The sequence below is a fragment of the Shinella granuli genome (genome assembly GCF_004341885.1).
Taxonomy (GTDB): domain Bacteria; phylum Pseudomonadota; class Alphaproteobacteria; order Rhizobiales; family Rhizobiaceae; genus Shinella; species Shinella granuli.
In genome coordinates this window covers 1-12,170 of record NZ_SLVX01000053.1, presented here as the reverse complement: position 1 = coordinate 12,170, position 12,170 = coordinate 1, and the positions used below count along the sequence as shown (strand labels likewise).

At 68.5% G+C, this 12,170-nt stretch carries 13 protein-coding genes; 9 read left to right on the top strand and 4 right to left on the bottom strand.

Annotation, left to right across the window (positions count from 1 at the left end; all coding sequences use genetic code 11):
• Nucleotides 1–206: 206 nt before the first annotated feature.
• From EV665_RS31105 to EV665_RS31095, 3 genes are read left to right on the top strand one after another with little or no spacing between them, the layout of a single operon-like run.
• Complete coding sequence (locus EV665_RS31105; protein ID WP_064333887.1) at nucleotides 207–944, top strand: sulfite exporter TauE/SafE family protein; 738 nt, start codon at nucleotides 207–209, stop codon at nucleotides 942–944.
• Nucleotides 945–972: 28 nt separating this feature from the next.
• Nucleotides 973–2,127: a 2-methylaconitate cis-trans isomerase PrpF family protein gene (locus tag EV665_RS31100; protein WP_133037138.1), complete on the top strand. Its 1,155-nt coding sequence runs from the start codon at nucleotides 973–975 to the stop codon at nucleotides 2,125–2,127.
• Nucleotides 2,124–3,524 (top strand): CoA transferase, encoded by a 1,401-nt coding sequence (locus tag EV665_RS31095; protein WP_133037137.1) that lies wholly within the window; start codon nucleotides 2,124–2,126, stop codon nucleotides 3,522–3,524. Before EV665_RS31100 ends, EV665_RS31095 begins: the two co-directional genes overlap by 4 nt.
• A gap of 32 nt (nucleotides 3,525–3,556) precedes the next feature.
• Here EV665_RS31095 and EV665_RS31090 read toward each other — a convergent pair whose 3' ends face one another.
• Nucleotides 3,557–4,213 carry a GntR family transcriptional regulator gene (locus EV665_RS31090; protein ID WP_133037136.1) on the bottom strand — a complete coding sequence of 219 codons (657 nt, stop codon included), beginning with the start codon at nucleotides 4,211–4,213 and terminating at the stop codon, nucleotides 3,557–3,559.
• Between the two features lie 103 nt (nucleotides 4,214–4,316).
• Here EV665_RS31090 and EV665_RS31085 point away from each other — a divergent pair, with 103 nt between their 5' ends.
• The 6 genes from EV665_RS31085 to rraA all read left to right on the top strand — a co-directional run bounded on the left by EV665_RS31085 (nucleotide 4,317) and on the right by rraA (nucleotide 9,309).
• Complete coding sequence (locus EV665_RS31085) at nucleotides 4,317–5,441, top strand: AbrB family transcriptional regulator (protein ID WP_162853228.1); 1,125 nt, start codon at nucleotides 4,317–4,319, stop codon at nucleotides 5,439–5,441.
• Between the two features lie 118 nt (nucleotides 5,442–5,559).
• Nucleotides 5,560–5,817 carry a hypothetical protein gene (locus EV665_RS32540; protein ID WP_162853227.1) on the top strand — a complete coding sequence of 86 codons (258 nt, stop codon included), beginning with the start codon at nucleotides 5,560–5,562 and terminating at the stop codon, nucleotides 5,815–5,817.
• Complete coding sequence (locus tag EV665_RS31080; protein ID WP_133037134.1) at nucleotides 5,735–6,631, top strand: LysR family transcriptional regulator; 897 nt, start codon at nucleotides 5,735–5,737, stop codon at nucleotides 6,629–6,631. The genes EV665_RS32540 and EV665_RS31080 overlap by 83 nt, the downstream gene beginning before the upstream one ends.
• Before the next feature lie 120 nt (nucleotides 6,632–6,751).
• The gene (locus EV665_RS31075) at nucleotides 6,752–7,837 is read left to right on the top strand and encodes an Ldh family oxidoreductase (protein WP_133037133.1); all 1,086 of its coding nucleotides are present in this window, start codon (nucleotides 6,752–6,754) and stop codon (nucleotides 7,835–7,837) included.
• A 3-nt stretch (nucleotides 7,838–7,840) separates the two neighbouring features.
• Nucleotides 7,841–8,818, top strand: coding sequence for a D-2-hydroxyacid dehydrogenase family protein (locus EV665_RS31070; RefSeq protein ID WP_133037132.1), 978 nt, complete (start codon nucleotides 7,841–7,843; stop codon nucleotides 8,816–8,818).
• Nucleotides 8,815–9,309 (top strand): ribonuclease E activity regulator RraA, encoded by a 495-nt coding sequence (gene rraA / locus EV665_RS31065; RefSeq protein ID WP_133037131.1) that lies wholly within the window; start codon nucleotides 8,815–8,817, stop codon nucleotides 9,307–9,309. The genes EV665_RS31070 and rraA overlap by 4 nt, the downstream gene beginning before the upstream one ends.
• Before the next feature lie 72 nt (nucleotides 9,310–9,381).
• On the opposite strand, the gene EV665_RS31060 is transcribed toward rraA, so the two are convergent.
• The 3 genes from EV665_RS31060 to EV665_RS31050 all read right to left on the bottom strand — a co-directional run.
• A complete protein-coding gene (locus EV665_RS31060; protein WP_133037130.1) occupies nucleotides 9,382–10,440 on the bottom strand; it encodes an isocitrate/isopropylmalate dehydrogenase family protein in 1,059 nt (352 codons plus the stop codon).
• A 35-nt stretch (nucleotides 10,441–10,475) separates the two neighbouring features.
• Nucleotides 10,476–11,582: a 4-oxalomesaconate tautomerase gene (locus EV665_RS31055; RefSeq protein ID WP_064333878.1), complete on the bottom strand. Its 1,107-nt coding sequence runs from the start codon at nucleotides 11,580–11,582 to the stop codon at nucleotides 10,476–10,478.
• 92 nt (nucleotides 11,583–11,674) lie between these two features.
• A partial coding sequence (locus tag EV665_RS31050; protein ID WP_210234712.1) for a tripartite tricarboxylate transporter TctB family protein occupies nucleotides 11,675–12,170 on the bottom strand: 496 nt, incomplete at its 5' end.

Genomic DNA, 12,170 nt, shown 5'->3' with positions numbered 1-12,170 from the left:
TCCCGCTGCTCTGCCGCATCGATACCCTCGACGAGGTCACATACATGAACAACGGCGGCATCCTGCAAACCGTCCTCAGAGACCTCGCCGCCTGACGAAACGATGGCACCGGGTCGCGACCGATCCGGTGCCCGTCCATGCAAGGCGGCGCCGCTGCCGCCGAACGATGCCGTGCCGGGTCTTCCCCGGACAATCCCGAGCTATCCATGACCGTTGTTCTCTTCGCCGGCATGACCGTCACGGTGTTCCTGACATCGCTGCTCTCAGGCATTTTCGGCATGGCCGGCGGGATGATCCTGCTCTGGGTCCTCCTGTTCCTCGTGCCCGTCGCGACCGCGATCGCCGTGCACGGCCTGGTTCAGATGGTGTCGAACGGGTCGCGGGCCTGGTTCTCGCGCGACTATCTGGACTACCGCATCCTCGCGACCCTCACGGCCGGCCTCTTCAGCGCCGCGATCCTGCTCATCCTCGTCGCCTATCGCCCGAGCCTCATCGTCGTCTCGATCGTCGTCGGCCTGCTGCCGATCCTCGTCTGGCTGCCGCTCGGCAAGCTGGAGCTCGACGCCTCGAAACCGCTGCACGCCTTCACCTGCGGCTTCCTGTCCGGTGGACTGGCGATCGGCGTCGGCGTGTCCGGGCCGAGCATCGACGTCTTCTTCATCCGCACCAACATGGACCGGCGCACGGTCATCGCCACCAAATCCGCCATCCAGTTCCTCACCCATGCGACCAAGGTGGCCTTCTACTGGGATGCGGCGATGACGCTCTCGTCGGAGGGCTGGCTGGCGATCGCCGCGGCCGTGCCCATCGCCGTATTGGGAACGCGCTCCGGCAACATCATCCTGCACCGCATGACGGATGCCGATTTCCGCGCCTGGACGCGCTGGATCGTGACGGGGATCGGCGCCGTCTATTTCGTCTCGGGGATCATGCAGCTCGCCTGAGGGAAGGCCCGGGCGGGAAGGAGGGAAGATGACACAGATTTTCATACCGGCCGTCTTCTATCGCGGCGGCAGCAGCAAGGGCCTCTTCTTCCATGCCCGGCACTGTCCGCGGGACCCGGCCGCGCTCGAGCGGATGCTGCTCTCGGCGCTCGGCAGCCCCGACCCCTACGGGCGCCAGCTCGACGGCATGGGCGGCGGCACCTCGTCGCTGTCGAAGGCCGTCATCATCGGCCCGCCGACGCACCCGGACGCCGATGTCGACTATACGTTCGCGCAGGTCGCGGTCGACCGCCCGGTCGTCGACTGGGGCGCCAATTGCGGCAACCTCTCCTCGGCCGTCGGTCCCTTCGCGGTCGATGAAGGGCTGGTGCGCGCAGCGGACGGCGAGGCGCTGGTGCGCATCCACCAGGTCAACACGAAGAAGATCATCCATGCCCGCTTTCCCGTGCGCAATGGCAAGGCCGTGACGGCGGGCGATGCCGCCGTGGATGGCGTTGCGGGAACCGGCGCGCCCATCGCGCTCGATTTCCTCGATCCCGGCGGCACGGTCACATCAGGCCTCCTGCCGACGGGGCAGGTCATCGAGAGGGTCGAGGTCGATGGCCGCATCTTCGAAATGTCGCTGGTCGATGCCAGCAATCCCGTCGCCTTCGTGGCGGCGGAAGACGCAGGCCTCACCGGATCGGAACACCCCGACGCCATCGAGGGCAATCGCGAGGCCATGACGCTGCTCGACCGGCTGCGCCGCGCGGCCGGCGTGCGGATGGGGCTTGGCTCGACGCCGGATGGCGTCGGCCTTGCCAATCCCAAGATCGCCGTCGTCTCGGCACCCGCCCCCTTCGTGACGCTCGACGGCCGGACCGTCGGCCGCGAGGCGCAGGACATCGCCATCCGCATGCTCTCCATGGAGCGCGCGCACCGGGCGGTGACGCTGACCGGCGCCATGTGCCTTGCCGTCGCCTGCCGGATCGAAGGCTCTCTGCCGCACGGGCTATGCTCCAGGGACGCCGGCACGCAAGCCATCCGGATCGGCCATCCCTCCGGCATCGTCGCGGCCGGCGCAACCGTTTTCCCGCGCGGCGAAGGCTGGCATGTCGAGAGCGGCCGGGTCTACCGCACCGCGCGGCGCCTGATGCAGGGCGAGGTGGCCGTTGCGCCGTTCGACGGGGAGGGGAAGCCATGAACCTCGGCGCGGCGGAAAGGCCGCTCCGCGACCTTCTTGGCGCCATCGGCTGGGACGATGCGCCGGTCGAACGCCTCACCATCGAGGAGCGGCCCAAGGTGCTCGCAACCCCCTGGCCGGTCGCGCCGCTCGCCGCGGCGGTGCTCGGCGCCGTGGGGCTGGCCGCCTCGCGTATCCGCGAGCTGAGGACCGGCGAGCGTCCGCGCATTTCGCTGGACATGCGGGAGGCGGAGCTGGCCATGGCGAGCTCCAGCTACCTGCTGGTGGACGGAAAGCCGGCCAAATTCCGCGATCCCTTCACCGGCTTCTATGAGGCGGCGGGAGGGGAATGGGTCTATCTGCACGGCAACTTCCCCCATCTGCGGGACGGGCTGCTCGCCCTCCTCAGCGTTGCCAACGATGCCGATGCGGTGAAGGCGGCGGTGGCCGAACGCCGGGCGGAGGATATCGAGGCCGAAGCGATCCGGCGTGGCCTGTGCGCCGCCCGGGTGCGGGAACGCTCGGCGTGGCTGCGCGAACCGCAGGCCGCGGTCATCGCGGCGCAGCCTCTCGTACATCTCGAACGAAGCGAGGCGGCAGCGGCCATGCCGCTACTGCCAGGCGGCGAACGGCCGCTTTCCGGCCTGCGCATGCTGGACCTCTCCCGCGTCATCGCCGGCCCCATGGCGGGTCGCACGATGGCCGAGCACGGCGCGACGGTCATGCGCATCGCCAGCCCTCGTCTTCCTTCGATCCCCTCCCTGGTGATCGACACCGGTTTTGGCAAACACGCGGCCTTCGCCGAACTGGACACCGCGGAAGGGCGGGCGTCCTTGCGGGCGCTTGCCGCCGATGCCGATATCGTCCTCGATGCCTACCGGCCGGCATCGCTCCGCGGTCGCGGCTTCGGCCCCGATGATCTCGGCCGCCTCAATCCGCATCTCATCCACCTCTCGCTGTCCGCCTTCTCGCTGCAAGGCCCCTGGCAGGGGCGCCGGGGCTATGACAGCCTCGTACAGGCGACGACGGGCATGGCGGCGGAGGGACGCGAGGGCAGGGGGCCGGCGCTGCTGCCATGCCAGCCGCTCGACTACCTCACGGGCTACCTTGCCGCCTTCGCCGCCATGCTCGCCCTCATCCGGCGCCATGAGCAGGGCGGGCGGTGGCAGGCGACGCTTTCGCTTGCCGCGACCGCGCACTGGATGTGGCGCATGCGCGATGCCCTGGGTGACGACGCCACGTACCCGTCCGCCAACCCGGACGTCGCCGCCGTGGCGGATCTGCTCGACACGCACGACACCACCTTCGGCCGCGTCACCGCCCTGCGGCCGGCGCTTCGTTTCGATGGCGCGCGCGCCGGCTGGAGCCGCATGCCCGTACCGCTCGGCAGCGATCCGGCCTATTGGCCCCGATCATGACCGAGGCCCGGGCGGCGGAGCGCCGGCACGCGTCAGGTCTCGGCCCTGGTGATGACGAGGCGGACTTCGAGCGCCGCCTTGATATGGCCGACCGCCGCCTTTTCCGCACCCTCCGGATCACGCCGGCGGATCGCGTCTATGATCGCGACATGCTCTTCCGTCGCCGTCGTCGTGCGGCCCGGCTGGATGAAGGTCGTGTCGGGCAGCAGCGCGATCGTCTCCTGCAGGTCTTCCACCGCCTGACGGAGGTAGCGGTTGCGGGCGGCGTCGTAGAGGCGCGCATGGAACTGCCGGTTCCACTGGGCGGCGACCTTCGGGTCCTCCGAGGCGGAAAACCGGGCATTGAGCCGCTCCAGATTGGCGATCTCGGCCTCTGTCGCATGGCGCGCGGCAAAGCGGGCGACGACGCCTTCCAGCTCCTCGCGCATCGCATAGAGCTCGAAGATCTGCTGCATGGAGAGGATCGAGACGGCGACGCCCCGGCCGGGCGCCGCCTCCAGCAGGCCCTTTTCCTGCAGGCGGCCAAGCGCCTCGCGCACCGGCGTGCGGCTGACGCCGAGACGGGTCGCCACCTCCTCCTCGCGCAGCGGATCGCCCGGCCGGTAGATGCCGTCGCGGATGGCCGTCAGAATGGCCTGGTAGGTGCTCTGGCCGCGCGTCTTGGAAAGCAGGTCCTTGGATGCGGTCATGACTGGCTCTCCCGTCCATGTGGACTTTCCGGCTACAGAAGGAAAAAGGCGTTGTCCACGGGCTTGTTTAATTGCATGCCATTGGATGCAAAGCAAAAGCGAAATGGTACGACCTTTGTCGAAGCATGAGACCCCACCCCTGAAGACGGCCGGGCACGGCAAGACCGTTCCGCTGCTTCACACCCTGCGCACGCTGGCCATCGGCACGGTCGGCGGCTGGTGCGGCTACATGCTCGGCCTGCCGCTCGGCTGGCTGCTCGGCGCAATGGCGCTGACCATGGTGCTGGCGCTTGCCGGCGTGCGTGTGAGCGCCTCGCCGAAGCCGCGCGCGGCCATGATCGCGGTGGTGGGGCTGATGGTCGGCAGCGCCTTCAAGCCGGAGGTGCTGCGCCAGGCGACCGAATGGCCAGTGAGCCTCGCCGCGGTCGCCGTCTATACGGTCATCGTCGCGGCGTTCGGCATCGTCGTGTGCCGTCGCCTCGGCCGGCTCGACCCGGCGACGGCGGCCCTGAGCGGCATGCCCGGCGGCCTCAGCGAACTGATCTCCATGGCGCCCTCCTTCAAGGCGGATGTGCGCAGCGTGAGCATGGTGCATGCGACGCGCCTCGTTCTCCTGATCACCATCGTGCCGCTGTCGCTCACCCTTTCGGGTGCGCTTGCCGCGCTCACCGGACGCACGGTCGACCGGACGATGCACTGGGCGCTGACGCTCTCGGCCCTCGATGCCGTCGTGCTCGCCGGCTGTGCCATGCTCGGCATCTTCCTTGGCCGCCGCCTCCGCCTGCCGGCGGCGAACCTCACCGGCCCGCTGGTGCTGAGCGCCGCTGCCCACATCACGGGCCTGACGGATGCGGCGGTGCCCGACCTCGTCATCGCCGTCGCCCAGGTGGTGATCGGCGCGACGATCGGCCAGCACTTTGCCGGCGTCGCGCGGCGCACCATGCTGACCGGTGTGGTGCTCGGCCTGGTTCTCACCTGTTTCAGCCTCACCATGGCCGCGCTCTTCGCCATCGCCTTCGACCGCTATCTCGACATCCCCTTCGCGCTCGGCCTGCTCGCGCTGGTGCCGGGTGGGTTGCCGGAGATGAGCCTGATCGCCATCTCGCTCAATGCCGATCCGGCCTTCGTGAGCCTGCATCACCTGTGCCGCGTGGTCATCGTCGTCCTGGCGGCGCCGTCGATCCTGCCGCTCTGGTTGCGGTTGTCGGGCGGGGAGGGTAAGGGCTGAAGACGGGAGGCGGGTGTTGCCGAGGCGCGATGCCCTCCTCGCCAACCGTCGCTACCCGCCAGCAACAGGAACCGATAGGCCATGGATATCGAGCAACCCCCAATCGGTGGACCGTGCCATGATCCTGGTCATCCTTTCCAACATCGCCTCGGCCATCGAGCGCTGCCTCGCCTTCGTCCGGCGCTGCGCGGACTATTCGCTGCACCGTTTCGACGCGCGCCTGATGGCGCGGGTGTACCGCGACTTCGGCCTGGCCGACCCATCCCCGCCGCCGGTGGCATCGGAGGCGCGCCATGCAGCCCTTCGATCCGGTAACGGCGCGCCTCGTCGTCGCGGTCTCCCGGTACGGGTCCATCGGGCGGGCGGCGGAGCATGAGAACATCGCCCCATCCGCCGTCAGCCGGCGCATCAGCGAGCTGGAGGCCCGGCTCGGCGTCGCGCTGTTCGACCGCTCCCTGCAGGGCGCGCGTCTGACGCCGGCGGGCGAGGTCTATGTCGCCGGCTGCCGCGAGATCCTGCGGCAGGTTGCCGACCTGAGCACGCAGATGGTCGATTTCTCGGCGGGCACGCGCGGCTCGCTGCGGCTCGCCTGCACCAGCTCCTCGCTGTCGGGCCGGCTGCCGGAGCTTCTGGCGGCCTATGCGCAGAGCCATCCCGGCATCGGCCTCGACATCCAGGAAATGTCGGCGGCCCTCGCGCTCGCCGCGATGGACGACGGGCAGGCGGACATCGCCTTCGTCGCCGACAACAACGATGTCGCGCGCTTCGAGACCGAGGTCTTCGAGGACGACAACGTGCTCGTCCTGTGCTCGCCGGATCATCCGCTGGCCGCGCGCCTGCAATCGGGAAAGCCGATCAGCTTCGATGCGGTGGCCGAACACGAGGTGGTGGGCATCCACCAGAGCGGCGCGCTCGACCGGTTGCTGAACGAAGCCGCCGCCCGCAGCGGCCGGGCGCTCGGCGAGCGGGTGCGCGTCGAAACCTTCCCGTCGCTTGTGCGGATGGTGGAGGCAGGTTTCGGCATCGGCTTCCTGCGCTCGACGAGCCTGCATCTGCTTGCGGGAACGGATGTCATCAGCGTGCGCCTGTCGGACGCATGGGCAAGCCGAAAGCTGCTTTCCGTGCGGCGCGGGTCGAGCCCGCTCTCCCGGCCGATCCGCGAATTCCTGGCGCTGGCCCGCAAGCGCTAAGGATCGAAGCCGGAAGGCGGAATTCTATCCGGATTTTCTGGATACAATAGTATACATTAGCATCCATGGCTGATAATCCATGATATCGTGAGCCACGGGCTTCTGGAGGAGGATGGGCGAATGCAGGCCAAGGATGGAACGGTCGTGCATGCGGATGCCGCTCGGCTGGAGGCCGCGGTGGCGGGGATTTTCGCCGGCCTCGACCTCCCCGCGCAGGACGCGGCCACCGTCGCGCATTATCTGGTTCTCGCCGATCTCCGCGGCGTCGGCACCCACGGCATTTCGCGCATTCCCGTCTATGCAGACCGCCTGCGCCGCGGCCTGGTGCGCGCCCGGCCCGATATCCGCGTCTCGCATCCCATGCCCGCCGCCGCGCATGTCGACGGCGATGACGGCCTCGGCTTCGTCGTCGCCCGCCGGGCCATGCAGGAGGCGATCGCCGCGTCGGAACGATGCGGTATCGGCATGGCGAGCGTCCGCAACAGCGCCCATTTCGGCATGGCTGCGGCCTATCTCCTGGAGGCGATCGATGCCGGACATGCCGCCTTCGTCTTCACCAATGCCTCGCCCAGCATGCCGGTCTGGGGCGGGCGCTCACCCTTCCTCGGCACCAGCCCCTTCGCCTTCGGCGCACCGGGCGGCGAGGGCTCGCCGCCGATCGTGCTCGACATGGCAACCTCGGTCGTCGCGCGCGGAAAAATCCGCCGGGCGATGCAGACGGGCGAGCCGATCCCGGCCGGCTGGGCGCTCGACGCCGACGGCCGGGAAACGACGGATGCCCGCCGGGCCTATGAGGGCATCGTGCTGCCGCTCGGCGGCCCGAAGGGATCGGGGCTGTCGCTGATGATGGAAGTCCTTGCGGGCGTGATGAGCGGCGCGGCCTATGGCGGCAAGGTCGGCGACCAGTATCGCGATCTCGACCGGCCGCAGAATGTCGGCCACAGCTTCATCGCCTTCCGCCCTTCGCTCTTCCTCGGCGAAGCGGCCTACCGCACGCGCATGGACGACCTCGTCACCCGCGCCCGCACCTGTCCGCGGGTGGATGACGACCAGCCGATCCTGATGCCGGGCGAGCCGGAGGCGAACCGGATGAAAACACGGCTGGCCGAGGGAATCCCGCTCACCGCGGCCGACCTTGCCATGCTGCGCGAACAGGCGGACCTTGCCGGCCTCTCGATCGACCTCGACACGCTTGGAAAGGCTTGAGCCATGCTGCGGATCGCGATCCTCGACGACTATCAGGATGTGGCGCTCACCCTTGCCGACTGGGCCTTGCTCGGCGACGATTGCGAGATCGTCCGCTTCGACCGCAACCTTGCGAGCGAGGACGAGGCCGCAGCCGCGCTTGCCGGCTTCGACGTGCTGTGCCTCATGCGCGAGCGCATGCTGCTGTCCGCCGCGCTGATCGAGCGGCTGCCGGCGCTGAGGCTGATCGTGGTCACCGGCGCGCGCGTGCGCACCATCGACATGGAGGCCGCCGTCGCCCGCGGCATCACCGTCTGCCACACCCATGCCGGCGAATCCGCCCATGCGACGCCGGAAATCGCCTGGGGGCTTATCCTCTCGCTCGCCCGGTCGATCCCCGAGGAGGACGCCCGCATCCGCGCCGGCGGCTGGCAGCACACGGTGGGAACCGTGCTCGGCGGCAAGACGCTGGGACTGGTCGGACTCGGCAAGCTCGGCGGCCGCATGGTGCCGATCGCCAAAGCCTTCGGCATGGAGGTGATCGCCTGGAGCCGGAACCTGACGGACGCGCGCGCCGCCGAAGCCGGCGCCCGCCGCGTCGACAAGGAGACCCTGTTCCGCGAGGCCGACGTGGTCTCGCTGCACCTCATCCTCGGCGAGCGCAGCCGGCACACCGTCTCCGCCGCCGAACTCGGCCAGATGAAACAGGGGGCATGGCTGATCAACACCGCGCGGGGCCCGCTGGTCGACGAGGCGGCGCTCATCGCGGCGCTGCGGCAGGGCCGCATCAAGGCCGGGCTCGACGTCTTCGACATCGAGCCGCTGCCGACCGATCATCCGCTGCGCACCATGCCGAACACCGTGCTGACGCCGCATCTCGGCTATGTCACCGAAGGCGCCTATGCCGCCTTCTACCGCGACACGGTGGACAATATCAGGGCCTGGCGCGACGGTGCGCCCGTGCGGGTGCTCGCCGCACCGAAGACGGAGGAAGGAACGTGACTGATATCATCAAGACGGCGGATCTGGTCGACAGCAACGATGCCGAGGTGCGCTTCTGCGAGATGCAGTGGAAATCCTACGGCCGGCGCAAGGGCTTCCATGGCGAGATCGTCACGCTGAAGACCTTCGAGGACAACCGCCTGCTGCGCGCGACACTGGAGGAAAACGGCACGGGCAAGGTGCTCGTCGTCGACGGCGCCGGCTCGCTGCGCTGCGCGCTGGTGGGCGACCAGATCGCCGCCCTCGGCCAGGCGAACGGCTGGCAGGGCCTCCTGATCAACGGCGCGATCCGCGACAGCGCCGATATCGACGCCATGGATTTCTGCGTGATGGCGCTCGGCCAGGCGCCCAAGAAGAGCGGCAAGACCGGCCACGGCGCCCGTGACGTGCCGCTCGTCTTCGGCAATGTCGAATTTCGCACGGGGGCCTATCTCTATGCGGATGCCGATGGCGTGCTGGTGGCGGATGGACCGGTCCATCCGGTCGACTGACCAGGGCCACGCGAAGAGGCGAAATTGCTGCGGCACCGGGGCAGGCGCACCGGTGCCGTTTTCCTTGCCGGCCTAGCCGAGGGCCGCAACGACCGTCTCGGTGAACTGCGCCGTGCCGAGCGGTCCGCCAAGATCCCGGGTGCGGGTGGCGGCATCGGAAAGGACCCGGTCGATGGTCTCCTCGATGAGGGCCGCGGCTTCGATGTAACGTGCGTCGCCGGCGCGCTCGCCGTGCCAGCGCAGCAGCATCGCGGCCGACAGGATCATCGACGTCGGGTTCGCCTTGTCCTGCCCGGCGATATCGGGTGCCGAGCCGTGCTGGGCCTGCGCGGCGGCATGGTCGGCACCGGCATTCAGCGAGCCGGCGAGGCCGAGGCTGCCGGAGAGTTCGGAGGCGAGATCGGAGAGCGTGTCGCCGTAGAAATTGGTGGTGCAGATGACGTCGTAGCGGCTCGCATCGCGCACGAGCAGCGCCGCCATCGCATCGATCAGCACCTCTTCGAGCTCCACGTCGGGATAATCGGCGGCGACCTTGCGCACCTCCTTCAAGAAGAGCCCGTCGGTGAGCACGAAGGCATTGGCCTTGTGCACCGCCGTCACCATCCGCCGGCGCGCCCGCGCCAGCGCGAAGGAAGCCCTGGCGATGCGTTCGATCGCCCTTGCCGTCACCTTGCGCATGGAGATCGCCACGTCCTCCGTCGGCATGTATTCGCCGGTGCCGGCAAACATGTTCCGATCGGGATACATGCCCTCCGTCGCCTCGCGCATGATGACGAGGTCCATCTCCGTGCCGCGGTGGAAGACGCCCCTGCGGGTGCGGGCCGGGCGGATGTTGGCGAAGAGGTCGAGCTGGGTGCGGAAGGCGGCCGAGACGTTGATGCCGCCCTTGTCGCGCGGCGGATAGTCGAGATGGGAGATCGGACCGAGCAGGGTTCCGTCCATGCCGCGGGCCCCGTCGAGCAGGTCCGCGGGCAGCGTCGTGCCGGTCTTCTCCAGCGAAGCGAAGCCGATGTCGCGCGTCGTGTAGCGGAAGCCGAAGGCGAAGCGGCGGTCGACGGCATCCAGCACCGCGACGGTGGCGCCGACGATTTCCGGGCCGATCCCATCACCCGGAAGAACAAGCAGTTTCATGATTCCATAAACTCCAGAAACAGGGTACCGGTGACTCAGGCCGCAGGGGATGCCGGCAGCAGGGTCGCCGCCGGGACGAAGATATTGCCCTGCATCAGCTTGCGCGCGGTGCGCACCACCCCGCCGCTGATGATCTCGACTTCATTGCCATACGGCTTGCTCGTCATGGCGACATCGATGAGACCTGTCGGATGCTCGATGATCACGGTACAATCATCCCCCTCCGGTCGTTCTGCAAGGCCATCCGCCACGGTGCCGGGCACCAGCACGCAGGAGGAGACGCAGAGGCCGCCCGTCACCGCGAAGGCCGCATGGGTCTTGTGCGGCACGAAATAGCGCGCGGCGACGTTCCCGCCCTCCCGCGGCGCGGCCAGCATCGCCATTTTCGGCACCACCTTGCCGGTGACGTCGCCGAGGCCCATGCGGCGGCCGGCCTCCATGCGCATCGCTTCCATGCGCGTGAAGAAGGCCCTGTCGGCATCGAGTTCGGCGGCGCTCTCGTAGCCCGCCTTGCCGACATCGGCAGCGCGCACGATCATCATCGGCACCGCGACGTCGATGAGCGTCACATCGATCCCCTCGATTTTCTCCATCGGCTTGCCGGTGGGCAGCAGCGCACCGGTCTTCGAGCCGACGATATCCATGAAATTGAGCCGGATCTCCGCCGCCGTGCCCGGCACGCCGTCGATGCGGGCATCGCCCTCGTAATTGACGGCACCATCAGGCGTCTCGACGACCGCCTCGATGCGGCTCTGGGTGTTGATGTCGTAGATGACGACGCTGGTCTTCTCCCCGCCGACCGGCACCATGCCCGTCTCGATGGCGAAGGGGCCGACGCCGGACAGCATGTTGCCGCACGAAGGCGAGGTGTCGACGATCGCCTTGTCGACGGAGACCTGGGCGAAGAGATAGTCGACATCGACCCCCTCGCGGCTCGACGGGCCGACCATCGCGACCTTGCTCGTCAGCGTATCCGCGCCGCCGAGGCCATCGATCTGGCGGATATCGGGCGAGCCCATCGCCGCCAGCAGGACGCGCGCGCGGATCTCGGGATCCTGCGGAATATCCTGCATCTTGAAGTAAGGCCCTTTCGACGTTCCACCGCGCATGAGGATGCAGGGGATGGGATGTTGTGCTGGCATGATGCCCTCGCTGATTGATGTAGACAATTGGATGCAATTGCACACCTTAAAAACCGGCGTGCGAACCCCGGCGTCGCCGCCGGGGCCGGGGGTCAGCGCAGCGGCCAGACCAGCTGGTCGTAGAACTGGTTCTGCAAGAGGCCGCCCGGCAGGTTCATGTGCAGGATCGACGTCAGCAGCAGCACCAGGCCGACGGCGGCGGCGGTCAGCACCAGCGTCTGCAGCCAGCTCGACCTGGCGACGATCTTGAGGAAGGCGACGAAGAAGCCGATCAGCGCCAGCGTGAAGCCGACGAGGCCGATGGCCGCGACGAAGCCGACCAGCCAGCCGACGAAGCGCCAGAGGCTGCCGCTGGTCGTGCCGTCATCGAGATCGAAGTTCATGTTGCCGGCCGTGCCGTGTCCCGTGGCTCCCCGGACCTGCCAGACCAGCACGGTGGCGGCCGTCAGCAGGCCCACCATGCCGACGGCGATCGGGAAGACGGCATCGAGGAACGTGAGAGCGGCGGTGCAAAAGTCGGCCACGGTAGCGGCGGCATAATGCTGCTGCGGGCGGAGTAAAATCCGGCCACCTATTTCCTTTCTGCAA

Excerpts from the sequence above, each read along its gene's own strand:
- EV665_RS31085 (WP_162853228.1), top strand. The coding sequence starts at position 4,317 with ATGGTACGACCTTTGTCGAAGCATGAGACCCCACCCCTGAAGACGGCC.
- EV665_RS31080 (WP_133037134.1), top strand. The coding sequence starts at position 5,735 with ATGCAGCCCTTCGATCCGGTAACGGCGCGCCTCGTCGTCGCGGTCTCC.
- EV665_RS32540 (WP_162853227.1), top strand. The coding sequence starts at position 5,560 with ATGATCCTGGTCATCCTTTCCAACATCGCCTCGGCCATCGAGCGCTGC.
- EV665_RS31070 (WP_133037132.1), top strand. The coding sequence starts at position 7,841 with ATGCTGCGGATCGCGATCCTCGACGACTATCAGGATGTGGCGCTCACC.
- EV665_RS31105 (WP_064333887.1), top strand. The coding sequence starts at position 207 with ATGACCGTTGTTCTCTTCGCCGGCATGACCGTCACGGTGTTCCTGACA.
- EV665_RS31060 (WP_133037130.1), bottom strand. The coding sequence starts at position 10,440 with ATGAAACTGCTTGTTCTTCCGGGTGATGGGATCGGCCCGGAAATCGTC.
- EV665_RS31075 (WP_133037133.1), top strand. The coding sequence starts at position 6,752 with ATGCAGGCCAAGGATGGAACGGTCGTGCATGCGGATGCCGCTCGGCTG.
- EV665_RS31100 (WP_133037138.1), top strand. The coding sequence starts at position 973 with ATGACACAGATTTTCATACCGGCCGTCTTCTATCGCGGCGGCAGCAGC.
- EV665_RS31055 (WP_064333878.1), bottom strand. The coding sequence starts at position 11,582 with ATGCCAGCACAACATCCCATCCCCTGCATCCTCATGCGCGGTGGAACG.
- EV665_RS31095 (WP_133037137.1), top strand. The coding sequence starts at position 2,124 with ATGAACCTCGGCGCGGCGGAAAGGCCGCTCCGCGACCTTCTTGGCGCC.
- EV665_RS31090 (WP_133037136.1), bottom strand. The coding sequence starts at position 4,213 with ATGACCGCATCCAAGGACCTGCTTTCCAAGACGCGCGGCCAGAGCACC.